The sequence below is a fragment of the Desulfovibrio sp. X2 genome, from assembly GCF_000422205.1.
Classification (GTDB): Bacteria; Desulfobacterota; Desulfovibrionia; order Desulfovibrionales; family Desulfovibrionaceae; genus Alkalidesulfovibrio.
Map to the genome: position 1 here is coordinate 327,150 of NZ_ATHV01000064.1, position 18,373 is coordinate 345,522.

Here is an 18,373-nt window from a genome sequence, read left to right on the forward strand (position 1 = left end):
AAGGCCAAGCCGAGGTCAAGCCGACGGGCCGGTCGTCAGACCGTCAGGCAGGTCCAGCCGCCCTGCAGCATCTTGCTGAAGGGCTCGCCCACGTAGAGCACGTTGATGCCGAGCTGGGCCAGCCAGTCGGAGACGCCGTAGCGGTCCGCGCAGGCCTTGCAGGCCCAGAGCTCCACCCCGGCCGCGGCCAGGTTCTCGAGCTCGGCGGAGACCTCGGCGTTCTCGCTCAGCAGCCTGGCCGACGGCCCCCAGACGATGAGCCGCACCTCGTCCCACCAGCCCTTGAGCTTGGCGTTCAGGGCGTACATCAGGACCATGTTGCGCGCCGCCTCCGGATCGCCCGTGACCCAGACCAGGCCGAGCCGTCTCGTGTCCATGGTGAACCTCCTCTTCTAAGCATCGCAGGAGGATACGGCAGGCGGCACGGCCGTGCAAGAAAGACCGCCGGTATTGCCGATTCCTCGCCAATATCATTGACCTCTCCCCTGCTCCCTGCGACACATATGCACGGACGACCGCAAGCCGTCCGTGATTCACGAGTCCCGCTTGATGCCCGGCACGCGGCCGGGTTGGCGCGGACGGAGGAGGAGCTTTCGTGCAGCAGGAGACCTCACGCCCCAGGGTGGTCATTCTCGGCGCGGGATTCGCGGGGCTCTGGGCAGCCAGGGCGCTGGCCGGAAAGGACTGCGACGTGCTGGTGGTGGACCGCAACAACTACCACACCTTCCAGCCCCTTCTCTACCAGGTGGCCGCGGCCGAGCTCGAGTCCGAGCAGATCGCCTCGCCCGTGCGCGGCATCTTCCGGGGGGCGGGCAACGTCTCCTTCGCCATGTCCGAGGTGTGCGGCCTGGACCACGGCCACAAGCTCCTGCTCACGGACAACGGCGAGATCCCCTACGACCGCCTGGTCGTGGCCGTGGGCAGCGTGACCAACTTCTTCGGCGTGCCCGGGGCCGAGACCAACGCCTTCCGCCTCAAGAGCCTCGAGCAGTCCATCTTCCTGCGCAACCACATCATGGACTGCTTCGAGCGCGCCGCGCGCAGTACCGAGCCCGCGGAGCAGCGAAACCTCCTGACCTTCGGCGTGGTCGGCGGCGGCCCCACGGGCGTGGAGTTCGCCGGGGCCATGTCCGAGCTCATCCGCGGCCCCCTGGCCAAGGACTATCCCCCGCTCATCGCGGGCCAGGCGCGCGTGGTCCTCTTCGAGGCGCTGCAGGCCATCCTGCCCGGCTTCCCGGACCACCTGCGCGAGGCCGCGCTGATCGCCCTGCGCGACAAGGGCGTGCAGGTCTTCCTGGGCGCCCAGGTGGCCGAGGTGGGCGAGGACTCGCTGCGCCTCACGGACGGCAGCAACTTCCTGACGCGCACCGTGGTCTGGACCGCCGGGGTCCGGGCGCACCCCGTGGCAGCGGCCATGAACCTGCCCTTGGCGAAAAGCGGCCGCGTGCTGGTGGACGAGTTCCTGCGCGTGCGGGACATGGAGGACGTGCTGGCCATAGGCGACGTCTGCCAGATCCAGGGAAAGACGGAGGACGTGAAGCCCCTGCCCATGACCGCCCAGGTGGCCACGCAGCAGGGAAAACACGTGGCCAGGACCATCCTGCGCGAGATGAAGGGCAAAAAGCCCAAGCCGTTCCGCTTCAACGACAAGGGCAGCATGGCGGCCATCGGCCGCAACTCCGCGGTGGTCAAACTGCGGCGGCAGAGCTTCACCGGCTTTCCGGCGTGGCTCCTCTGGCTCGCGGTCCACCTCCTCTCGCTCCTGGGATTCCGCAACCGCGTGCAGGTCCTGGTCAACTGGGCCTGGGACTACTTCTTCTTCGAGCGCGCCGCCCGCATCATCCTGCCCCGCCCCGCCCTGTGGGACCGCACGGGACTCGACCTGGGCCGGGTCGGAGGCAAGGACGAGGGGGACGCGTCCACGGCGAAGGCGGAGGCGCCCAAGCCGGACGCGGCAGGCAGGCCCCCCGGCTAGCATCCCTCCCACGCGGCACGAAAAAGGCCCCCTGCCATGCGGCAGGGGGCCTTGTCATTTCTTTCGAAGCGGCTGTTGCCTAGTGCATCTGCCCCTGTTCCTCGGGCTCGCCCTTGGCCAGGGTGGAGGCCAGGGGAACCATGTCGTCGAGGTCGCAGAAGATGGGCCGCTCGCCCTCGGTGGTGAGCAGGGCGCGGCGCAGGACCTCGTCCATGTTCTCCACGGGGATGAGCTCGAGGTCGCGCTTGATCTCAGCGGGCACGTCCTCCAGGTCCTTCTCGTTGTCGCGCGGGATGAGCACGGTCTTGATCTGCCCGCGGTGCGCGGCCAGGAGCTTCTGGCGCAGGCCGCCGATGGGCAGCACGCGGCCGCGCAGGGTGATCTCGCCGGTCATGGCCAGATCGTCGCGCACCGGGCGGTTCAGCAGGGCCGAGACGATGGCCGTGCACAGGGTGATGCCCGCGGAGGGGCCGTCCTTGGGGATGGCGCCCTCGGGCACGTGCACGTGGATGTCGATGTCCTTGTAGAAGTCCTTGCGCAGGCCGAAGAGGTCCGAGCGCGAGCGCACGTAGGAGAAGGCCGCCTTGGCCGACTCCTGCATGACGTCGCCGAGCTTGCCTGTGGTCTCCACCTTGCCCGTGCCGGGCATGATCGAGACCTCGACCATGAGCAGGTCGCCGCCGAGCTCGGTGTAGGCCAGGCCGTTGACCACGCCGACGAGGGGCTTCTCCTCCTTCTCGCCGTAGCGGTGCTTGGGCACGCCCAGGAACTCGTGCAGCTTGTCCGCGCCGACCTCGATGAGCATCTCCCTGTCGTTCTTCTCGACCAGGGTGCGCGCCGCCTTGCGGCAGATGGTGGCCAGCTCGCGCTCCAGGTTGCGCACGCCCGCCTCGCGGGTGTAGCGGCGGATGACCTCGAGCAGCGACTCCTCGGGCAGCGTCAGGTTCTCGGTCTTGAGCCCGTGGCGCTCGATCTGCTTGGGCAGCAGGAAGCTCTCGGCGATCTGCTTCTTCTCCGTCTCCAGGTAGCCGGGCAGCTGGATGATCTCCATGCGGTCCTGCAGCGGCAGGGGGATGGAGTGCAGCGTGTTGGCCGTGGTGATGAAGAAGATCTTGGACAGGTCGTAGTCGAGATCCAGGTAGTGGTCGCCGAAGGCGTAGTTCTGCTCCGGGTCGAGCACTTCCAGCAGGGCGGCCGAGGGGTCGCCGCGGAAGTCCATGCTCATCTTGTCGATCTCGTCCAGAATGAAGACCGGGTTGTTGTACTTCACGCGCTTGAGCGACTGGATGATCTTGCCCGGCAGCGCGCCCACATAGGTGCGGCGGTGTCCGCGGATCTCGGCCTCGTCGCGCACGCCGCCCAGCGACAGGCGCACGAAGGGCCTGTCCGTGGCGCGGGCGATGGACTTGGCGAGCGAGGTCTTGCCCACGCCCGGAGGGCCCACGAAGCAGAGGATGGGGCCGCGCATCTTCTCCACGAGGCTCTGCACGGCCAGATGCTCCAGGATGCGCTCCTTGGGCTTGTCCAGGCCGTAGTGGTCCTCGTTCAGGATGGTGCGGGCCTTCTCGATGTCGATGGCCGTTTCCTTGACCTCGTTCCAGGGCAGGTCGAGGATCCAGTCCACGTAGTTGCGCACCACCGTGTACTCGGCGGAGCTGGAGGGAATCTGCTTGAGCTTCTTGATCTCGCGCAGCCCCTTCTCGCGGGCCTCCTCGGGCATGCTCTTGGCCTTCATGGCCGCCTCGAGTTCCTCGGCCTCGGCCACGGGGTCGTCCTCGCGCCCCATCTCCTTGTGGATGGCCTTGAGCTGCTCGTTTAAATAGTAGTCCTTCTGGTTCTGCTCCATCTGGTGCTTCACCCGGCCCTTGATCTTCTTCTCCAGGGACGAGATCTCGATCTCGGTCTCGAGGAGGCGGTAGACCTCTTCCAGGCGGGTGATCGGGTCGGGCTCCTCCAGCACTTCCTGCTTCTTGGCGAAGTCGACCTTCAGGTGGGGCATCACGGAGTCGGCCAGGCGGCCGGGCAGGCTCACCGAGGAGAGCGCCATGACGGTCTCCTGGGCCAGCTTCTTGTTCACCTTGGCGTAGGACTCCAGCGACTCCTGCACCGCGCGCACCAGGGCGCGCGACGAGCTGTCCTCGCGCTCGTCCTCCTCCACGGCCTGCACCGTGGCCAGCAGGTATTCGTCGTTCGTGGCCAGGGAATCGGGCTTGTTGTCCCAGCGGGCGCGGTACAGTCCCTCGAAGAGGACCTTGATGGTGCCGTCGGGCAGGCGCAGAAGCTGCAGGATCTTGCTCACCGTGCCCATGGTGTACAGATCCTCGCCCTCGGGCTTCTCCTTCTCGGGATTCTTCTGGGTGACGAGGAAGATCTTCTTGTCGTAGCGCGTCAGCGCGTTCTCGATGGCCTTGATGCTCGCCTCCCGGCCCACGAACAGGGGCACGATGGAGCGCGGGAACATGACCACCTCGCGCAGGGACATCATAGGTATGGTGAGACTGGAGGGGGCGGCCCCGGCGGGTCCGGAGTAAAGGCTGCTCATGCTCTCTCCTTGGGGGAGAAACCCCTGAAAAGAAACCCGGGAACCGGCCGGACGGAAAATCCGGCCGGTCCGGGGAATAGAGACAAGTGTAAAGCAGGCGGCACGATTGTCAACGAATGACGCCCGCGCCCGAGGAGACGTCCGCGGATCAGGCGGAGCGGGCCTCCTGCTGGTGGAAGAACAGCAGCGGCTCCTGGCCGTCCTCCACGACCGCCTTGTTGACCACGCACTCCTTGACGTTGGTGAGCGAGGGCAGGCGGTACATGATGTCGAGCATCACGCTCTCGAGGACGTTGCGAAGTCCCCGCGCGCCGGTCTTGCGCTCGATGGCCTGCCGGGCCACGGCGCGAAGCGCGTTCTGGGTGAAGCGCAGCTTGACCTTGTCCAGCTCGAAGAGCTTGGCGTACTGCTTGGTGAGCGCGTTCTTCGGCTCGGTCAGGATGCGCACGAGGTCGTCCTCGGCCAGGTCCTCGAGCGAGGTGACCACGGGGACACGGCCCACGAACTCGGGGATCATGCCGAACTTGATCAGGTCGTTCGGGTGCACGTCCACGAGCAGCGCGGAGAGGTCGTCCTCGCGCCGCTTCTCGACCTTGGCGCCGAAGCCCATGGAGCTTCCGGCCTGGCGGTTGGCGATGATCTTCTCCAGCCCGATGAAGGCGCCGCCCATGATGAACAGGATGTTCGTCGTGTCGATGCGGATGAACTCCTGCTGCGGGTGCTTGCGGCCGCCCTTGGGGGGGATGTTGGCCTCGGTGCCCTCGATGATCTTGAGCAGCGCCTGCTGCACGCCCTCGCCCGAGACGTCGCGGGTGATGGAGGGCGAGTCGGACTTGCGCGCGATCTTGTCGATCTCGTCGATGTAGACGATGCCGCGCTGCGCGGACTCGATGTCGTAGTCCGCGTTCTGCAGCAGCTGCACGAGGATGTTCTCCACGTCTTCGCCCACGTAGCCCGCCTCGGTCAGGGTGGTGGCGTCGGCGATGGCGAAGGGCACCTTGAGCACGCGGGCGAGCGTCTGGGCGAGCAGCGTCTTGCCGCAGCCCGTGGGGCCCACGAGGAGGATGTTGGACTTGTCGATCTCGACCTCGTCACCCACGCGCTCGGCGTAGAAGACGCGCTTGTAGTGGTTGTGCACGGCCACGGAGAGGATGCGCTTGGCGCGGTCCTGGCCGATGACGTACTCGTCGAGCAGGGCCTTGATCTCGGCGGGAGGGAGGAGCTGGCCTTCCTCGCGCTCCTCGGTGACGCTCTCCTGGGCGATGATCTCGTTGCACAGGGAGACGCACTCGTCGCAGATGTAGACGTCCGGTCCGGCGATGAGGCGCTGCACGTCCTCCTGGTTCTTGCCGCAGAAGGAGCAGCGCAGGTCGCCGTTCCTGCCGTTCTTGTTGTTGGCCATGTGTCTCGCGGTCCTCTCTGTCGTTGGACTGTCGTTGCCTGTCAGGCCGGGTCGGATTTCGTCCGACCGGGCCCGGAATTATTTGTTCCCGTCGCCCTTCGTCGAGTCCTGGCGCGAAACGAGAACGCTGTCAATTATACCGTATTCCTTGGCCTCGTCGGCACGCATGAAGTAGTCGCGCTCGGTGTCGGCCGCGACCTTGTCCAGGGGCTTGCCAGTGTGGTCGGCCATGATCTGGTTCAGCTCCGACTTCATGCGCAGGATCTCGCGGGCGTGGATCTCCACGTCCGTGGCCTGGCCGGAGAAGCCGCCCATGGGCTGGTGGATCATGATGCGCGAGTGCGGCAGGGCGTAGCGCATGCCCGGAGCGCCCGCGGCCAGGAGCAGCGCGCCCATGCTGGCGGCCTGCCCGAGGCAGAGGGTGGCCACCGGGGCGGAGATGTACTGCATGGTGTCGTAGATGGCCATGCCCGCGGTCACGGAGCCGCCCGGGGAGTTGATGTAGACGTTGATCTCCTTCTCCGGGTTCTCGGACTCGAGAAACAGGAGCTGGGCGCAGATGAGGCTCGACACGTCGTCCGTGATGGGCGTGCCCAGGAGGATGATGCGGTCCTTCAGCAGCCGCGAATAGATATCATAGGCGCGCTCCGTGCGGCCGGTGGTCTCGATGACCATGGGGATCATCTGAGCGTGTGGCATGAAATACTCCTTCGGAAAGGTGGCTATGGGATCACTCGGGAGGGGGAAAAGCCGTTTCCGCGTTCGGTCACGGTGAAAACCTACCGTGTTCCCCCGGCAAGCTCAAGCGAGTTTCTGCCGACTCATCATGTAATGCAAGTCACGCGCCGGTCAAGACCGGGCGCATGAAATAGCGGCCCTTCGGCGCCAAGGGCGGGCGCCGGAGGGACGAAAAAGCCGCCCGGACGGGAAAATCCGTCCGGGCGGCGCGTCGTCGTCGGATATCGGCGGACCGGGCGCCTAGGCGGACTCTCCGGACTCGGCCTTCTCGGCCTCGGGGGCCTTGGGAGCGACCTCGGCAACCTCGGCGGCCTCGTAGATCAGCTCCATGGCCTTGTCGGCCAGCAGGCGGTCCTTGACCAGCACATGCATGCCGGTCTGCTCATAGTACTGCTTGATGCTCTCGAAGTCCTGGCCGGACTGGGCGGCGACCTTGCGGATCTCGGCCTCGACCTCCTGCGGGGAGACGGTGAGGCCTTCCTTGTTGGCCACGGCCATGAGGAAGACCTGCACGCGGGAGGCCTGCTCGGCGGTCTCCTTGTACTCCTCGCGCAGCTGCTCCACGGTCTTGCCGGTGGACTCCAGGCTCTTGCCCTTGCGCTCCAGGCGACCGATATGCTCGGAAAGGAGGTTGCTCACGGTGCGGTCGACCAGGGAGGGCGGCAGGGGAATCTCCATGCCCTCGATGATGTCGTCCAGGAGCTTCTTCTCGGCCACGGAGCGGTTGAGCTGGGTGCGGGAGGCCTCGTAGGAGTTGCGGATGGCGCCGCGCAGGGCGTCGTAGGTCTCGTAGCCGCCGGCCTTCTTGGCCAGCTCGTCGTCCGCGGGGGGCAGCACCTTCTCCTTGATGGACTTCAGGTGCACGTGCATCTCGACGGTCTTTCCGGCCAGGTCGGTGTTCAGGAAGTCGTCGGGGAAGGTGATCTGCCCCTGGGTCTTCTCGCCGGACTCGACGGTCTTGACCAGCTCCTCGAAGGACTCGAGCGCCTGGCCCTTGCCGAGGTCGAGCTGGAAATTCTGGGCGCGCAGCCCCTCGAAGGCCTTGTCCTGGCCCATGGCGGCGAAGTCGATGACGACCACGTCGCCGTCCTGCGCCTTGCGCTTCTCCTCGACGTCCTTCAGCTCCGCGAGGTTGCCGCGGATGCGCTCGATGACCTGGTCGACCTCGGCCTCGTCGACGACCACGGACTCCTGCTCCACCTTGCGGCCGCGGTACTGCGGCAGATCCAGGGCAGGCGGGACCTCGAAGGAGAAGGTGTAGGAGTAGTCCTCGTCCTTGGCCATCTCGCCCGCGGGATCGACATTGATGCCGGAGACCGGGGAGAGCTTGAGCTCGGACATGATCTCGTTCAGCTGGTAGTTCACCAGATCCTGCGTGGCCTCGGCCAGGATCTGCTTCTTGTACTTGGTGCCGACCACGCTCATGGGCACCTTGCCCTTGCGGAAGCCCTTCATCTCGGTGGTGCGGGTGTAGATGGCGGTGGTCGCGGCCAGGGCCGCGTTGACTTCCTCGGCGCTCACGCTGACGGTGATCTTCTTCTCGACCGGGGACAGGTCTTCGACTTTGTATTCCATGCTCTCGCTCCTTATTCTGAAAACCCCGGCTTGGGGCGAATGTCCGGCGGAAATGAAGCCCTATACGTACCGCGCCGGGGGCTGTCAATCGCCCCGGCCGGGCCGGGCGGACAGGGGCGCGGGGCCCGGGGGCTGAATGATGCGGTCCGGCGGGACGTCGCGGGAGGGTCTGGTGCGAGAGGCGGGACTCGAACCCGCAAGGCAAAGCCGCCAGATCCTAAGTCTGGTGCGTCTACCAATTCCGCCACTCTCGCACGCGGGCACCTTCGGGGGCATGCCCATTTCACACACAGGGGACCACCTGTCAACCTGGGCGCCCCCAAACGCCCGCCCGGACGCGGGTTCCCGCCCCTGCGCGGCCGCCTCAGCCGCGCGCCCGGCTCTTGGCGGAACCCTTGGCGGCCCCCTTGCCGGAACCGGCCATGGCGTCCAGCTTGTCCAGGAGCTCGGCCGCGTCGCGCGCGAGGAGGACGACCACGGGCCCGGGGAAGTCGCCCGAGGTGTCTATGAGAGCGTCGGGGAGGGCGTCGGCCGGAGAGTCGGCGCCCCCGGCGGAACGCGGCACGTCCGCTTCCGGGCCGTGCCCTGCCGCGCGCAGGGCGTTCAGGGTGTTCCAGTCCAGGTCGTCGTCCCGGCCGCGCGGCTCGTCGCCGTCCATGCCGTGGTCCACGGCCGAGACCCTGAGCCCGGCCGCGTCCAGCCCCTTCAGGGTGTTCTCGGCCAGGCGCAGGGTGAGGGCCCAGGACAGGCCCCCCTCCCCTTCCCCGGCCGCCGCGGCGGCCGCGGTCAGGCGCACGCCGAGTTCCGGCGCAGCGCCGTAACGCGGACAGCCGGGCAGGAGCACATGGCCGTCCAGGGAAGAGGTGATGCCGCCGTCGAAGGCCGCCACCTGCGCGGGCCGCGTGGCCCAGGGCAGGGCCGCGGCCATGTTGCCGCCGAAGCGCGGCAGCAGGCCCGCGGCGAAGGGCCGCTCGGCCAGCCTGCGCCCGGTGTCGGCAAGCTCCTCCAGTATCTCGGCCCGCGCCCGGGCCTGCACGAGCGGCGCCGCGTGGTTCAGCGGGCCGGGCCCCCGTCCCACGCGGTAGGAGGCGCGAAGCCCGAGGTTCAGGAAGCCCTGCGCCTCGGTCACGGCGCGCGTGAGCTCCATGCCGCGCGCCAGGTTCGCGGCGATGGCCGCGGACAGGGAGCAGCCCGTGCCGTGCACGTTTTTCGTGTCCACCTTGGGCTGGATCAGCGGGATGGGCTCCTGTCCGCGCACGGCCAGCCAGTCCGTGACCGCGGCGAAGTCCTCGAAATGGCCGCCCTTGAGCAGCACGGCCGCGGGCCCCAGGTCGAGCAGGCGGCGGCAGGCCTCGAAGCAGTCCTCGCGCGTGCGGATGTCCATGCCCACCAGAAGCTCGGCCTCGTGGCGGTTGGGGGTGAAGAGCGCGGCCAGGGGGGCCATCTTCGTCTTCAAGGCCTCCACGGCGTCCGGCTGCAGCAGGCGGTGTCCGCTGGTGGCCACGCAGACCGGGTCCACGACCAACGGGCCGCCCCAGGCCTTGAGCAGCGGGGCGATCGCGGCGATGATGCCGTGCGAGAAGAGCATGCCGGTCTTGGCGGCGTCGATGGAAAGGTCGTCCAGCACGGCGGAGAGCTGCAGGGCCACGAACTCCGGCTCGGGCGCGTGGATGCCCGAGACCCCCAGCGAGTTCTGCGCCGTCAGGGCGGTGATCACGCTGGCGCCGTACACGCCGTTCATGGCGAAGGCCTTCAGGTCCGCCTGTATTCCCGCGCCGCCGCCGGAATCGGACCCGGCCACGGTCAGGGCCTGGGGATTCCTGATCATGCTTCCTCCCTGTTCGCTTGCCGGTTCTCTCCCCCGCTCTCCCCGCCGCCGTCTCCATCTTCCATATCGTCCGCCACGTCGTCCGCCGCGTCGTCCACGCTGCGCAGCGCCCCCGGCCTGAGCCCGGAGCGGGCCATGACCAGGAGGCCGCACAGCGTCGTGGGCACCACCTGGATCATGTGCAGCACCAGGGCCGCGGCCAGGGCCGGGCCCTTGGGCACGCCGAAGAGGCCGAGTCCGAAGACGATGGAGGCCTCGAAGACCCCGATGGCGCCCGGGGACGAGGGCACGGCCATGCCCAGCGCGCCGATGACGAAGACGGCCAGTATCTGGCCGGGCGCGAGGGGCAGGTCCGCCAGCCAGGCCAGGACGAGGTACTGGCTCAGGAAATAGGTCGCCCAGACGAGGATGGTCAGGACGGCCAGGCGCGCGAAGAAGCCGAGCGAGAGCTTCGCGCCGAGCTGGTGCAGGAGCTCCGAGGCGAAGAGGCGCAGCCGCTCGAAGGGCACGAGGCGGAGCAGCGCGGTGCCGAGCCCCGGCCAGACGCGCAGCGCGCCGATGACGAGCCAGGCGCAGCCCACGGCCGCGAGCCCGGGCCAGATGGGCAGCCTCGAAGAGGCCGCGCCGAGGCTCACCGCGGCCAGGCAGAAGATGAGGTTGACGTCGAAGAAGCGCTCCCAGAAGACCAGCCCGAGTCCCTTGGCCGCCGAAAAGCCGCAGTGCCTGCTCAGGTAGGCGGCCTTGGCCACCTCGCCGAGCTTGGCGGGAAAGACGTTGTTGAGCCCCAGTCCGAGCGCCGTGGCCTTGGCCCCGGCGTAGACGGAGAGCCCCGGGCCGCAGAGGTAGCGCAGGCGAAGCCCCGGCACGCCCAGGATGGCGACCATGTAGAGGATGATCAGGCCGACGCGCCAGGGGCTGTAGCCGGCCACGGCGCGCGTGAGCGCCGCGAAGTCGGCGCCCCACACGGCGTAGAGCACGCAGGCCGCAACCAAGGCCAGCTTGAGCAGGAAGACCAGGACCTTTCGCATGTCTCTCCACGAACGGCGGGGGCAGCCCGCCTCTTTCCCGCGCCCGGGACACGGCCCGAGGCGCGGCGAGTCTCCATTACGCCGCTCCGGGGGGAGGGGCAAGAGGCCCTAGTGTCGCGTCCATGAAAAAAGTCGATACGCTGCGCAGTGGTCGTACGCGACACATGAACCGGGCGAAGGCACGGTTCAGCCGCCAGCGGCAGCCGTTAGGCGAGCGCCCTTGGGCGCAAGTCTTACGGATGCCGACAGCAGAGCGTCGGCGGCGTGAGCAAGCCGAAAACCACGTTTTCGGCGCAGCGATCTTCCGCAAAATACGGCTTTGCGTATTTTGCGGACATCACACTAGGAGTTGACCAGCTCCTGCAGGCGGTAGCGCAGATGGGTGAAGCGGCGGTCGGACTTGTCGTTGCGCAGCGCGAGGCCCACGGCCCTGCGGCTGCCCACCATGACCACGAGCCGCTTGGCCCGCGTGAGCGCGGTGTAGAGGAGATTCCGCTGCAGCAGCACGTAATGCTGCGTGACCATGGGGATGACCACGGCCGGGTACTCGCTGCCCTGCGACTTGTGCACGCTGATGGCGTAGGCCAGGGTCAGCTCGTCCAGATCGCCCGCCTCGTAGGGCACCATGCGGCCGTCGAAGTCGGCCAGGAGCTCGCCGCTTCCCGGGTCCACCTCGTCCACGAAGCCGAGGTCGCCGTTGAAGACGTCCTTCTCGTAGTTGTTGCGCATCTGGATGATGCGGTCGCCCGCGCGAAAGCGCGTCTGGCCGCGCACGAGCTCCGGCCCGCCCGAATTCAGGGCCTCCTGCACGGCCTGGTTCAGGGCCTGGGTGCCCACCTCGCCCTTGTGCATGGGCGAGAGCACCTGCACGTCGCGCAGGGGGTCGAGCCCGTAGGCCGCGGGGATGCGGCGGCAGACGCTGTCGAGGATCAGCTGGCGCACCTTGGCCGGGTCGTCCTGCACGATCCACCAGAAGTCCTTCTTCGGCGGCTGGGCCTCGGGGTCCTCCTCGGGAAACTGGCCGGAGTTCACGCGGTGCGCGTTGCGCACGATGTAGCTCTCCATGGCCTGGCGGTAGATGTGCGTAAGCTTCGAGGTGGGCACGGCCTCGCTGGACAGGAGGTCCGAGAGCACGTTGCCCGGCCCCACCGAGGGCAGCTGGTTCACGTCGCCCACGAGCACGAGGCGGCAGGTGAGCGGCAGGGCGCGCAGCAGGGCCTGGAAGAGCTGCACGTCGAGCATGCTGGCCTCGTCCACGATCACGGCCTCGGCCTTCAGCTTGCTCTCCTCGTTGTGGCCGAAGCCGCCGTCCGGCTGGTACTGCAAGAGCCTGTGGATGGTCGAGGCCTCGGCCCCGGCCGCCTCGCTCATGCGCTTGGCCGCGCGGCCCGTGGGCGCGCAGAGCTTCGTATTCAGCCCGGCCGCGGCCAGGGCGCGCACGATCATGCGCGTGATGGTCGTCTTGCCCGTGCCCGGCCCGCCGGTGACGATGTAGGCCTTGTTCACGCAGGCGCCGACCACGGCCTCGCGCTGCTCGCCCGAGAGGTCGATGCCCGCCTCGGATTCGAGCCCGGGCAGGAGCCCTTCCACCTTCTTGCGGAAGCTCTTGGGGCAGGGGTGCGAGAAGAGGCCGTAGAGCCTGGTCGCCACCTCGCTCTCGACCTTCCAGAAGAGCGTCAGCCACACGGCGCGGCGCACGTTCTGCTCGGGCAGGTCCTCCACGCGCACGCGCTTGCGCTCCTCAAGGCCCGCCAGCGCCTCCTCGAAGCGCTCGCGGTCCACGCCGCCGAGCATCTCGTGCACGAGGCCGTGGAGGTTCTCCTCGGGATAGAAGAGGTGCCCCTTCTCGCTCATGGAAAAAAGCGCATAGATGACCGCCGCCTCCACGCGCTCCAGCGCGTCCGGCGCGAAGCCCAGGCGCAGGGCCATGGCGTCCGCCGTGCGGAAGCCGATGCCCCGGATGTGGTAGGCCAGCTCGTAGGGGTTCTCCTCGAGCTTGGCGATGGCCCCGGAGCCGTACAGGGAGAAGATGCGCGAGGCGTAGGTGGTGGGCACCTCGTGGGTCTGCAGGAAGAGCATCAGGTTCCTGATCTCGCGCTGCGACTCCCAGGACTCCACGATGCCCTTGAGCTTCTTGCGGCCGATGCCCTCGACCTCGAGCAGACGTTCCGGCTCGCGGTCCAGGATGTCCAGGACCTCGGCCCCGAAGCGGTCCGTGAGCTTCTCGGCCATGGTCCGGCCGATGCCCTTGATGAGCCCGGAGCCCAGGTAGCGGATGATGCCGTTGAGGCTCGCCGGGTAGGCCTGCACGAAGCGCGTGACCTCGAACTGGCGGCCGAAGCGCGGATGCTCCTTCCACTCGCCCCACATCTCGAGCATCTCGCCGGGCGTGAGGCTGCCCAGGCAGCCGATCGCCGTGGTCTGGCCGGACTCCTCGCGCACCTTGAGGCGGGCCACGGTCCAGCCGGAGAGCGGATTGTGGAAGGTCACGGCCAGGACCTCGCCCACGATGCGGGTGAGATCGGGCTCCTCGGGCAGGCCGTCGAGGGTCAGGGGCTTGGCGTCCATGGCGTATGCAGCGGGTCGGGGAGAGAGGCGCCCCGTCCCGGCCTAGAGCTTCTGCCTCCAGAGCAGGGACTGGCGCAGCGTCTCGCGGTCCACGAACTTGACCTCCGCGCCGAGCGGAATGCCCTGGGCCAGGCGGGTCAGCTGCACGTTGGGGAAGTCGCGTTCGATCATGTTCTTGACGTAGGAGGCCGTGGCCTCGGCCTCGAGCGTGGTGCCCAGCGCAAGGATCAGCTCCGCGACCTCACCCTCGGCCAGCCGCTCGCGCAGGGCGCGGAACTCCAGCTGGCCCGCGTCCACGCCGTCCAGCGGCGCGAGCAGGCCGCCGAGGACCATGTACTGCCCCTTGTAGAAGCCGCCTTCCTCCATGGTCAGCAGGCTGTCCCACTCGCCCACGAGGCAGAGCTTGTCCTGCTCGCGGGCGGGGTCGGTGCACAGCGGGCAGGGGCTCGACTCGGCGAGGCTCAGGCAGCGCTCGCAGAAGCAGAGCTTCTCGCGCAGCTCAAGGATGGCCCCGCCCAGGGCGTCGGCCTTCTCGCGCGGCCACTTGAGCACGGTCAGGGCGATGCGCAGGGCAGACTTGGGGCCGAGGCCGGGCAGACCGGCCAGACGCTCCACGAGCTCGCGCAGGGGGGCCGGAAGGGCGCTCTTTTCCATGGAGCTGAGACGCGCTCCTAGATGATGCCGGGCAGCTTGAGACCGCCGGTGAGCTTGGACATCTCGGCCTCGCGCAGCTCGCGCGCCTGCTTCAGCGCCTCGCCCACGGCGGCCAGCACGAGATCCTGCAGCATCTCCACGTCCTCCGGATCGACCACGGACTTGTCGATCTTCACGGAGGTCACGTCCCCGGCGCAGGTGGCGACCACGCTGACCATGCCCCCGCCGCTCTGGGCCTCCACGGTGCGGCCGGAAAGGTCTTCCTGCAGCTGCCCCATCTTCTTGTGCATCATCTGGGCCTGACGGACCAGGTCGTTCATGCCGCGCATGCGTTCTCCTCTCTCCCACTCGGGGAGATGTCGTCGTCGTTCGTTCGCGTTATGCGGCGGGCCGCTGCGCCGCGCCGCCTAGTTTATCGGATCGAAGTTCACGATGATCGCGCCGAAGTCGTCGATCATCTTCCTGACCACGGGGTTGGTGCGCAGGTCGTCGCGCAGCTCCTTGCGGCTCTTCTCCGGCGCGCGTGCGGCGCAGGCGAAGGCCGTCTCGGTCCCCTCCCCGAAATATTCGCGCACGAGGCGCTCGATGCGCTCCAGGTTGCCCGACCGCGAGAGCACGTTCCTGTGCTCGTCGTTCTGGCAGACGAGACGAAGTACGCCTTCCGCGTACTCCCCTTTGCACAGGGAGAAGCCCGCGGGCAGCCCCTGGCCGTTGGCCCGGCCCTGGGCAAAGGCCAGGAAGCCCTCCCAGGTGCGCGGCCCGCCGGACCGCGGCGCGGGCGCCGATGCCGGTGCGGAAGGCGCGGGCTCGGGCTGCGCAGGCGTTGGCGCGGCCGCTTCCGCCACCGCCTCGGGAGTGGGCTCCGGTCCGAAGTCCTCGCCGGAGACATCCGCCGAGACATCCGCGGAAGCATCCGCTGCGACGTCCTCCGGGTCCTCCCAGGGCGCGCGGTCGGGAACGGGAACCGGCTCGGGCTCGGGTTCCTGTGCACGTCCGGACGCGGGGGCGACGGAAGCTGCGGCGCTCGGGGGCTCGGGCTCGGGCTGCGGCGCGGACTCGGAGGCGGCCGACTCCGACCCTGCGGCAGGACCGGCCCCGGCCGCGGGAGCGTGCTCCCGGGCTCCGGCTTCCGGTCGTGCCATGGCCTGGGCTGCGGGCTGCCGGGCGGCCTGGGGCGCAAGCCCCTGCCCTGCTCCGCCTTGCCCAGACTGGGCAGGACCGACTGGCCTTTGGCCTCCGGAGCCGACGTTCCCTCCTCCCTGGGGGCCCCGGCCGACGGGTCCCGGGCGGGCGCCGCGCGCCGCGGCAGGGGATTCGAGGTCCAGAAGCTTGGGCAGGCTGGCCATGTTGAAGAGCAGAAGCTCCAGGGCCTGGGCGGGCTCGAGGCTGTGCAGCACGCGGCGCTGGCCTTCGAGCGTCAGCTGCCAGCAGGCGTGGATGTGCGCCAGGGTGAAGCGCCCGGCGTAGTCGGTAAGCTCCGCGACCTCCTCGGGCGAGGCCTCGATGGCCCCGGAGGCGGTGCCGCCGGACTGGGAAAGCAGGAAAAGATCGCGCCAGGTCCCGGCCAGCTCGCGCAGGAAGAAGCCGAGATCGAGCCCCTGGTCCAGCACTTCGGAGAGCAGCGCGGAGAGCGCGGCGCAGTCGCCCGCGGCCACGGCGTCCAACAGCCGCAGCAGCACCTCGCGTCCGGCGAGGCCGAGCACGGCGCGCACGTCGGCCGCGGTCAGGGGTTCGCTGCCCATGGCCAGCGCCTGGGCCAGGAGCGACATGGAGTCGCGCACGCTGCCCGCGCCGCGCCGGGCGATGAGGGAAAGCGCCTGCGGCTCGAAGCCCACGCCCTCGCGCTCGAGCAGGGAGCGCAGGTGCGCCTCCAGCTCCTTTTGCGGCAACCGCTTGAAGGTGTAGTGCTGGCAGCGGCTGATGATCGTGGCCGGGAACTTGTGCGGCTCCGTGGTGGCCAGGACGAAGGTGGCGTGCGGCGGCGGCTCCTCGAGCGTCTTCAGGAGCGCGTTGAAGGCCTCGCGGGTGAGCATGTGCGCCTCGTCCACGATGAAGACCTTGTAGCGGCACTCGATGGGCGCGTAGCCGATGTCTTCCTTCAGGCGCCTCGCGTCGTCGATGCCGCGGTTGGAGGCGGCGTCGATCTCGACCACGTCCACGGCCGCGCCCGCGGTGATCGCCCTGCAGTGGCGGCACTCGTTGCACGGCTCGGCGGCGGGCCCCCGCTCGCAGTTCACGGCCTTGGCCAGGATGCGGGCGATGGTCGTCTTGCCCACGCCGCGCGTGCCCGAGAAGAGGTAGGCGGGCGCGATGCGGTCCTCGGCCGCGGCGCGGGAAAGCACAGCCTTGACGGCGTCCTGTCCGGCGACCTCGGAGAAGCGCTGCGGGCGGTACTTGGCGGTGAGGCTCTTGGTGCTCATGGGCGAGGGGGCCGGGCAGCCGGCCCCCGTCCTCCGTTTCTAGACGGTGTAATAGTGCAGCCAGTCGGCGTGGGCGGCGTTGTCGCCGGTGACGATCTTGAAGTACTCCTTCTGGAGATGGAGCGCCACGGGCCCGGCCTCGCCCTTGCCGATCCGGCGGCGGTCGACCTCGCGGATCGGCGTCAGCTCGGCCGCGGTGCCGGTCAGGAAGGCCTCGTCCGCGGAGTACAGCTCGTCGCGGGTGAAGCGCTCCTCCACGACCTCGTAGCCCAGCTCGCGGGCCAGCTTGATCATGGACTCGCGGGTGATGCCCGCGAGGATCGAGGTCAGCGGCGGGGTCTTGATGACGCCGTTGCGCACCAGGAAGATGTTCTCGCCCGTGCACTCGGAGACGTAGCCCGAGGTGTCGAGCATCAGGGCCTCGTCGTAGCCGTCGGCCACGGCCTCCATCTTGGCCAGCACGGAGTTCACGTAGTTGCCGCAGGCCTTGGCCTTGGTCATCATCACGTTGACGTGGTGGCGGGTGAAGGTGGAGGTCTTGATGCGGATGCCCTTCTTCAGGGCCTCCTCGCCGAGGTAGGCGCCCCAGAACCAGGTGGCCACGATGGTGCGGATGGGGTTCTTGCCCGGGTGCACGCCCATGACGCCGTCGCCGATGAACATGAGCGGCCGGATGTAGGCCTCGGCCAGCTGGTTGGCCTGCAGCGTCTCCACGATGGCCTTGACGATGTCCTCTTCGCTGTGGGGGACCTTCATCTCCATGATGCGCGCCGAGTCGAAGAGCCGCTTGACGTGCTCCTTCAGCCGGTAGACGGCGGAGCGGCCGTCCACGGTCTTGTAGGCGCGGATGCCTTCGAAAACGCCCACTCCGTAGTGGAGCGTGTGGGTCAGGACGTGGACGTTGGCCTCGTCCCAGGGAACCAGCTTGCCGTCGAACCAGATTTTGTCCGTCTTCTGCACCATGACGAAAACCCCTCTCAGGACATCGGATGTGGAATGAACGCGAATCGTTTTGGTTACAAGATTGCGGCCGGTGGGGTCAAGCCTGGGGGCGGACGAGTGGCCGCCCCGACGCGCGGATCCCGGCCCGGCGCGCATTGCCAACGCGGGGCCGCGCCGTGTATGAGGCAAGGATTCCACGCAAGGAGAGGCCCATGACGCCCAAGACCAAATTCAAGCGCATCCTGCTGCCCGTCGACGGATCCTCGTACTCCATGGACGCCGCCATCCAGGCGGTGGAGCTGGCCCGCCTGTCAGGCGGCTCCATCGTGCTCCTGCACTGCCACCGCCCCGTGCCCACGGCGCTCGGCGAGCCCAATTTCCAGCAGGTCACCGAGCACTACGCCCGCGAGGCCGCGACCCTGCTCGCGCCCTTCCGCGAACTCCTCGACCGCTCCGGGCTCTCCTACGACGACAAGATCGTGGGCGGCCCCACGGCAGAAGTCATCTGCGAGGTGGCCGACCTCGAGAAGTGCGACTGCATCGTCATGGGCACCAAGGGCAAGACCGGCCTCGAAAGCCTGCTCGTGGGCAGCGTGACCCACAAGGTCATGCAGCTCGCCACCCTCCCCGTCCTCGTGGTGCGCTAGCACTTTAAAGATGCCTCCGGCGGCCAGGGAGGGCTCCTCGCCCTCCCTGGACCC

The 18,373-nt window shown here is 68.4% G+C and carries 14 protein-coding genes and 1 tRNA gene; 2 read left to right on the top strand and 13 right to left on the bottom strand.

Annotated elements, in window-relative coordinates; translation table 11 throughout:
- Window positions 1–35: 35 nt before the first annotated feature.
- Window positions 36–377, bottom strand: coding sequence for a DsrE family protein (locus DSX2_RS15625; protein WP_020881967.1), 342 nt, complete (start codon window positions 375–377; stop codon window positions 36–38).
- Between the two features lie 218 nt (window positions 378–595).
- Between DSX2_RS15625 and DSX2_RS15630 the strand changes: the two genes are divergently transcribed.
- On the top strand, window positions 596–1,975 hold the full coding sequence (locus tag DSX2_RS15630; RefSeq protein ID WP_020881968.1) for an NAD(P)/FAD-dependent oxidoreductase: 1,380 nt from the start codon (window positions 596–598) through the stop codon (window positions 1,973–1,975).
- A 79-nt stretch (window positions 1,976–2,054) separates the two neighbouring features.
- Here the strand turns inward: DSX2_RS15630 and lon are convergent, their stop codons facing one another.
- From lon to DSX2_RS15690, 12 genes are all read right to left on the bottom strand, one after another.
- The gene (lon, locus tag DSX2_RS15635) at window positions 2,055–4,517 is read right to left on the bottom strand and encodes an endopeptidase La (RefSeq protein ID WP_020881969.1); all 2,463 of its coding nucleotides are present in this window, start codon (window positions 4,515–4,517) and stop codon (window positions 2,055–2,057) included.
- A gap of 148 nt (window positions 4,518–4,665) precedes the next feature.
- Window positions 4,666–5,919 carry an ATP-dependent Clp protease ATP-binding subunit ClpX gene (gene clpX, locus DSX2_RS15640; protein WP_020881970.1) on the bottom strand — a complete coding sequence of 418 codons (1,254 nt, stop codon included), beginning with the start codon at window positions 5,917–5,919 and terminating at the stop codon, window positions 4,666–4,668.
- 78 nt (window positions 5,920–5,997) lie between these two features.
- Entirely contained in the window at window positions 5,998–6,618 is a 621-nt protein-coding gene (clpP, locus tag DSX2_RS15645) for an ATP-dependent Clp endopeptidase proteolytic subunit ClpP (RefSeq protein ID WP_020881971.1), read from the bottom strand.
- Window positions 6,619–6,897: 279 nt separating this feature from the next.
- Window positions 6,898–8,232 carry a trigger factor gene (tig, locus tag DSX2_RS15650; protein WP_020881972.1) on the bottom strand — a complete coding sequence of 445 codons (1,335 nt, stop codon included), beginning with the start codon at window positions 8,230–8,232 and terminating at the stop codon, window positions 6,898–6,900.
- 170 nt (window positions 8,233–8,402) lie between these two features.
- Window positions 8,403–8,486: transfer RNA gene (locus DSX2_RS15655), tRNA-Leu, on the bottom strand.
- Between the two features lie 110 nt (window positions 8,487–8,596).
- Complete coding sequence (thiD, locus tag DSX2_RS15660) at window positions 8,597–10,060, bottom strand: bifunctional hydroxymethylpyrimidine kinase/phosphomethylpyrimidine kinase (RefSeq protein WP_020881973.1); 1,464 nt, start codon at window positions 10,058–10,060, stop codon at window positions 8,597–8,599.
- Window positions 10,057–11,088 (bottom strand): lysylphosphatidylglycerol synthase transmembrane domain-containing protein, encoded by a 1,032-nt coding sequence (locus tag DSX2_RS15665; RefSeq protein ID WP_020881974.1) that lies wholly within the window; start codon window positions 11,086–11,088, stop codon window positions 10,057–10,059. The genes thiD and DSX2_RS15665 overlap by 4 nt, the downstream gene beginning before the upstream one ends.
- Before the next feature lie 342 nt (window positions 11,089–11,430).
- Window positions 11,431–13,656 carry an ATP-dependent RecD-like DNA helicase gene (locus DSX2_RS15670; protein WP_020881975.1) on the bottom strand — a complete coding sequence of 742 codons (2,226 nt, stop codon included), beginning with the start codon at window positions 13,654–13,656 and terminating at the stop codon, window positions 11,431–11,433.
- A 42-nt stretch (window positions 13,657–13,698) separates the two neighbouring features.
- Window positions 13,699–14,310, bottom strand: coding sequence for a recombination mediator RecR (gene recR / locus DSX2_RS15675; RefSeq protein ID WP_020881976.1), 612 nt, complete (start codon window positions 14,308–14,310; stop codon window positions 13,699–13,701).
- Window positions 14,311–14,327: 17 nt separating this feature from the next.
- A complete protein-coding gene (locus DSX2_RS15680; protein WP_020881977.1) occupies window positions 14,328–14,639 on the bottom strand; it encodes a YbaB/EbfC family nucleoid-associated protein in 312 nt (103 codons plus the stop codon).
- Between the two features lie 78 nt (window positions 14,640–14,717).
- Complete coding sequence (gene dnaX / locus DSX2_RS15685) at window positions 14,718–16,730, bottom strand: DNA polymerase III subunit gamma/tau (protein WP_020881978.1); 2,013 nt, start codon at window positions 16,728–16,730, stop codon at window positions 14,718–14,720.
- Window positions 16,731–16,769: 39 nt separating this feature from the next.
- Window positions 16,770–17,693: a branched-chain amino acid transaminase gene (locus tag DSX2_RS15690; protein WP_020881979.1), complete on the bottom strand. Its 924-nt coding sequence runs from the start codon at window positions 17,691–17,693 to the stop codon at window positions 16,770–16,772.
- Between the two features lie 191 nt (window positions 17,694–17,884).
- On the opposite strand from DSX2_RS15690, the gene DSX2_RS15695 reads away from it, so the two are divergent.
- Window positions 17,885–18,319, top strand: coding sequence for a universal stress protein (locus DSX2_RS15695; RefSeq protein WP_020881980.1), 435 nt, complete (start codon window positions 17,885–17,887; stop codon window positions 18,317–18,319).
- Window positions 18,320–18,373: the final 54 nt, after the last annotated feature.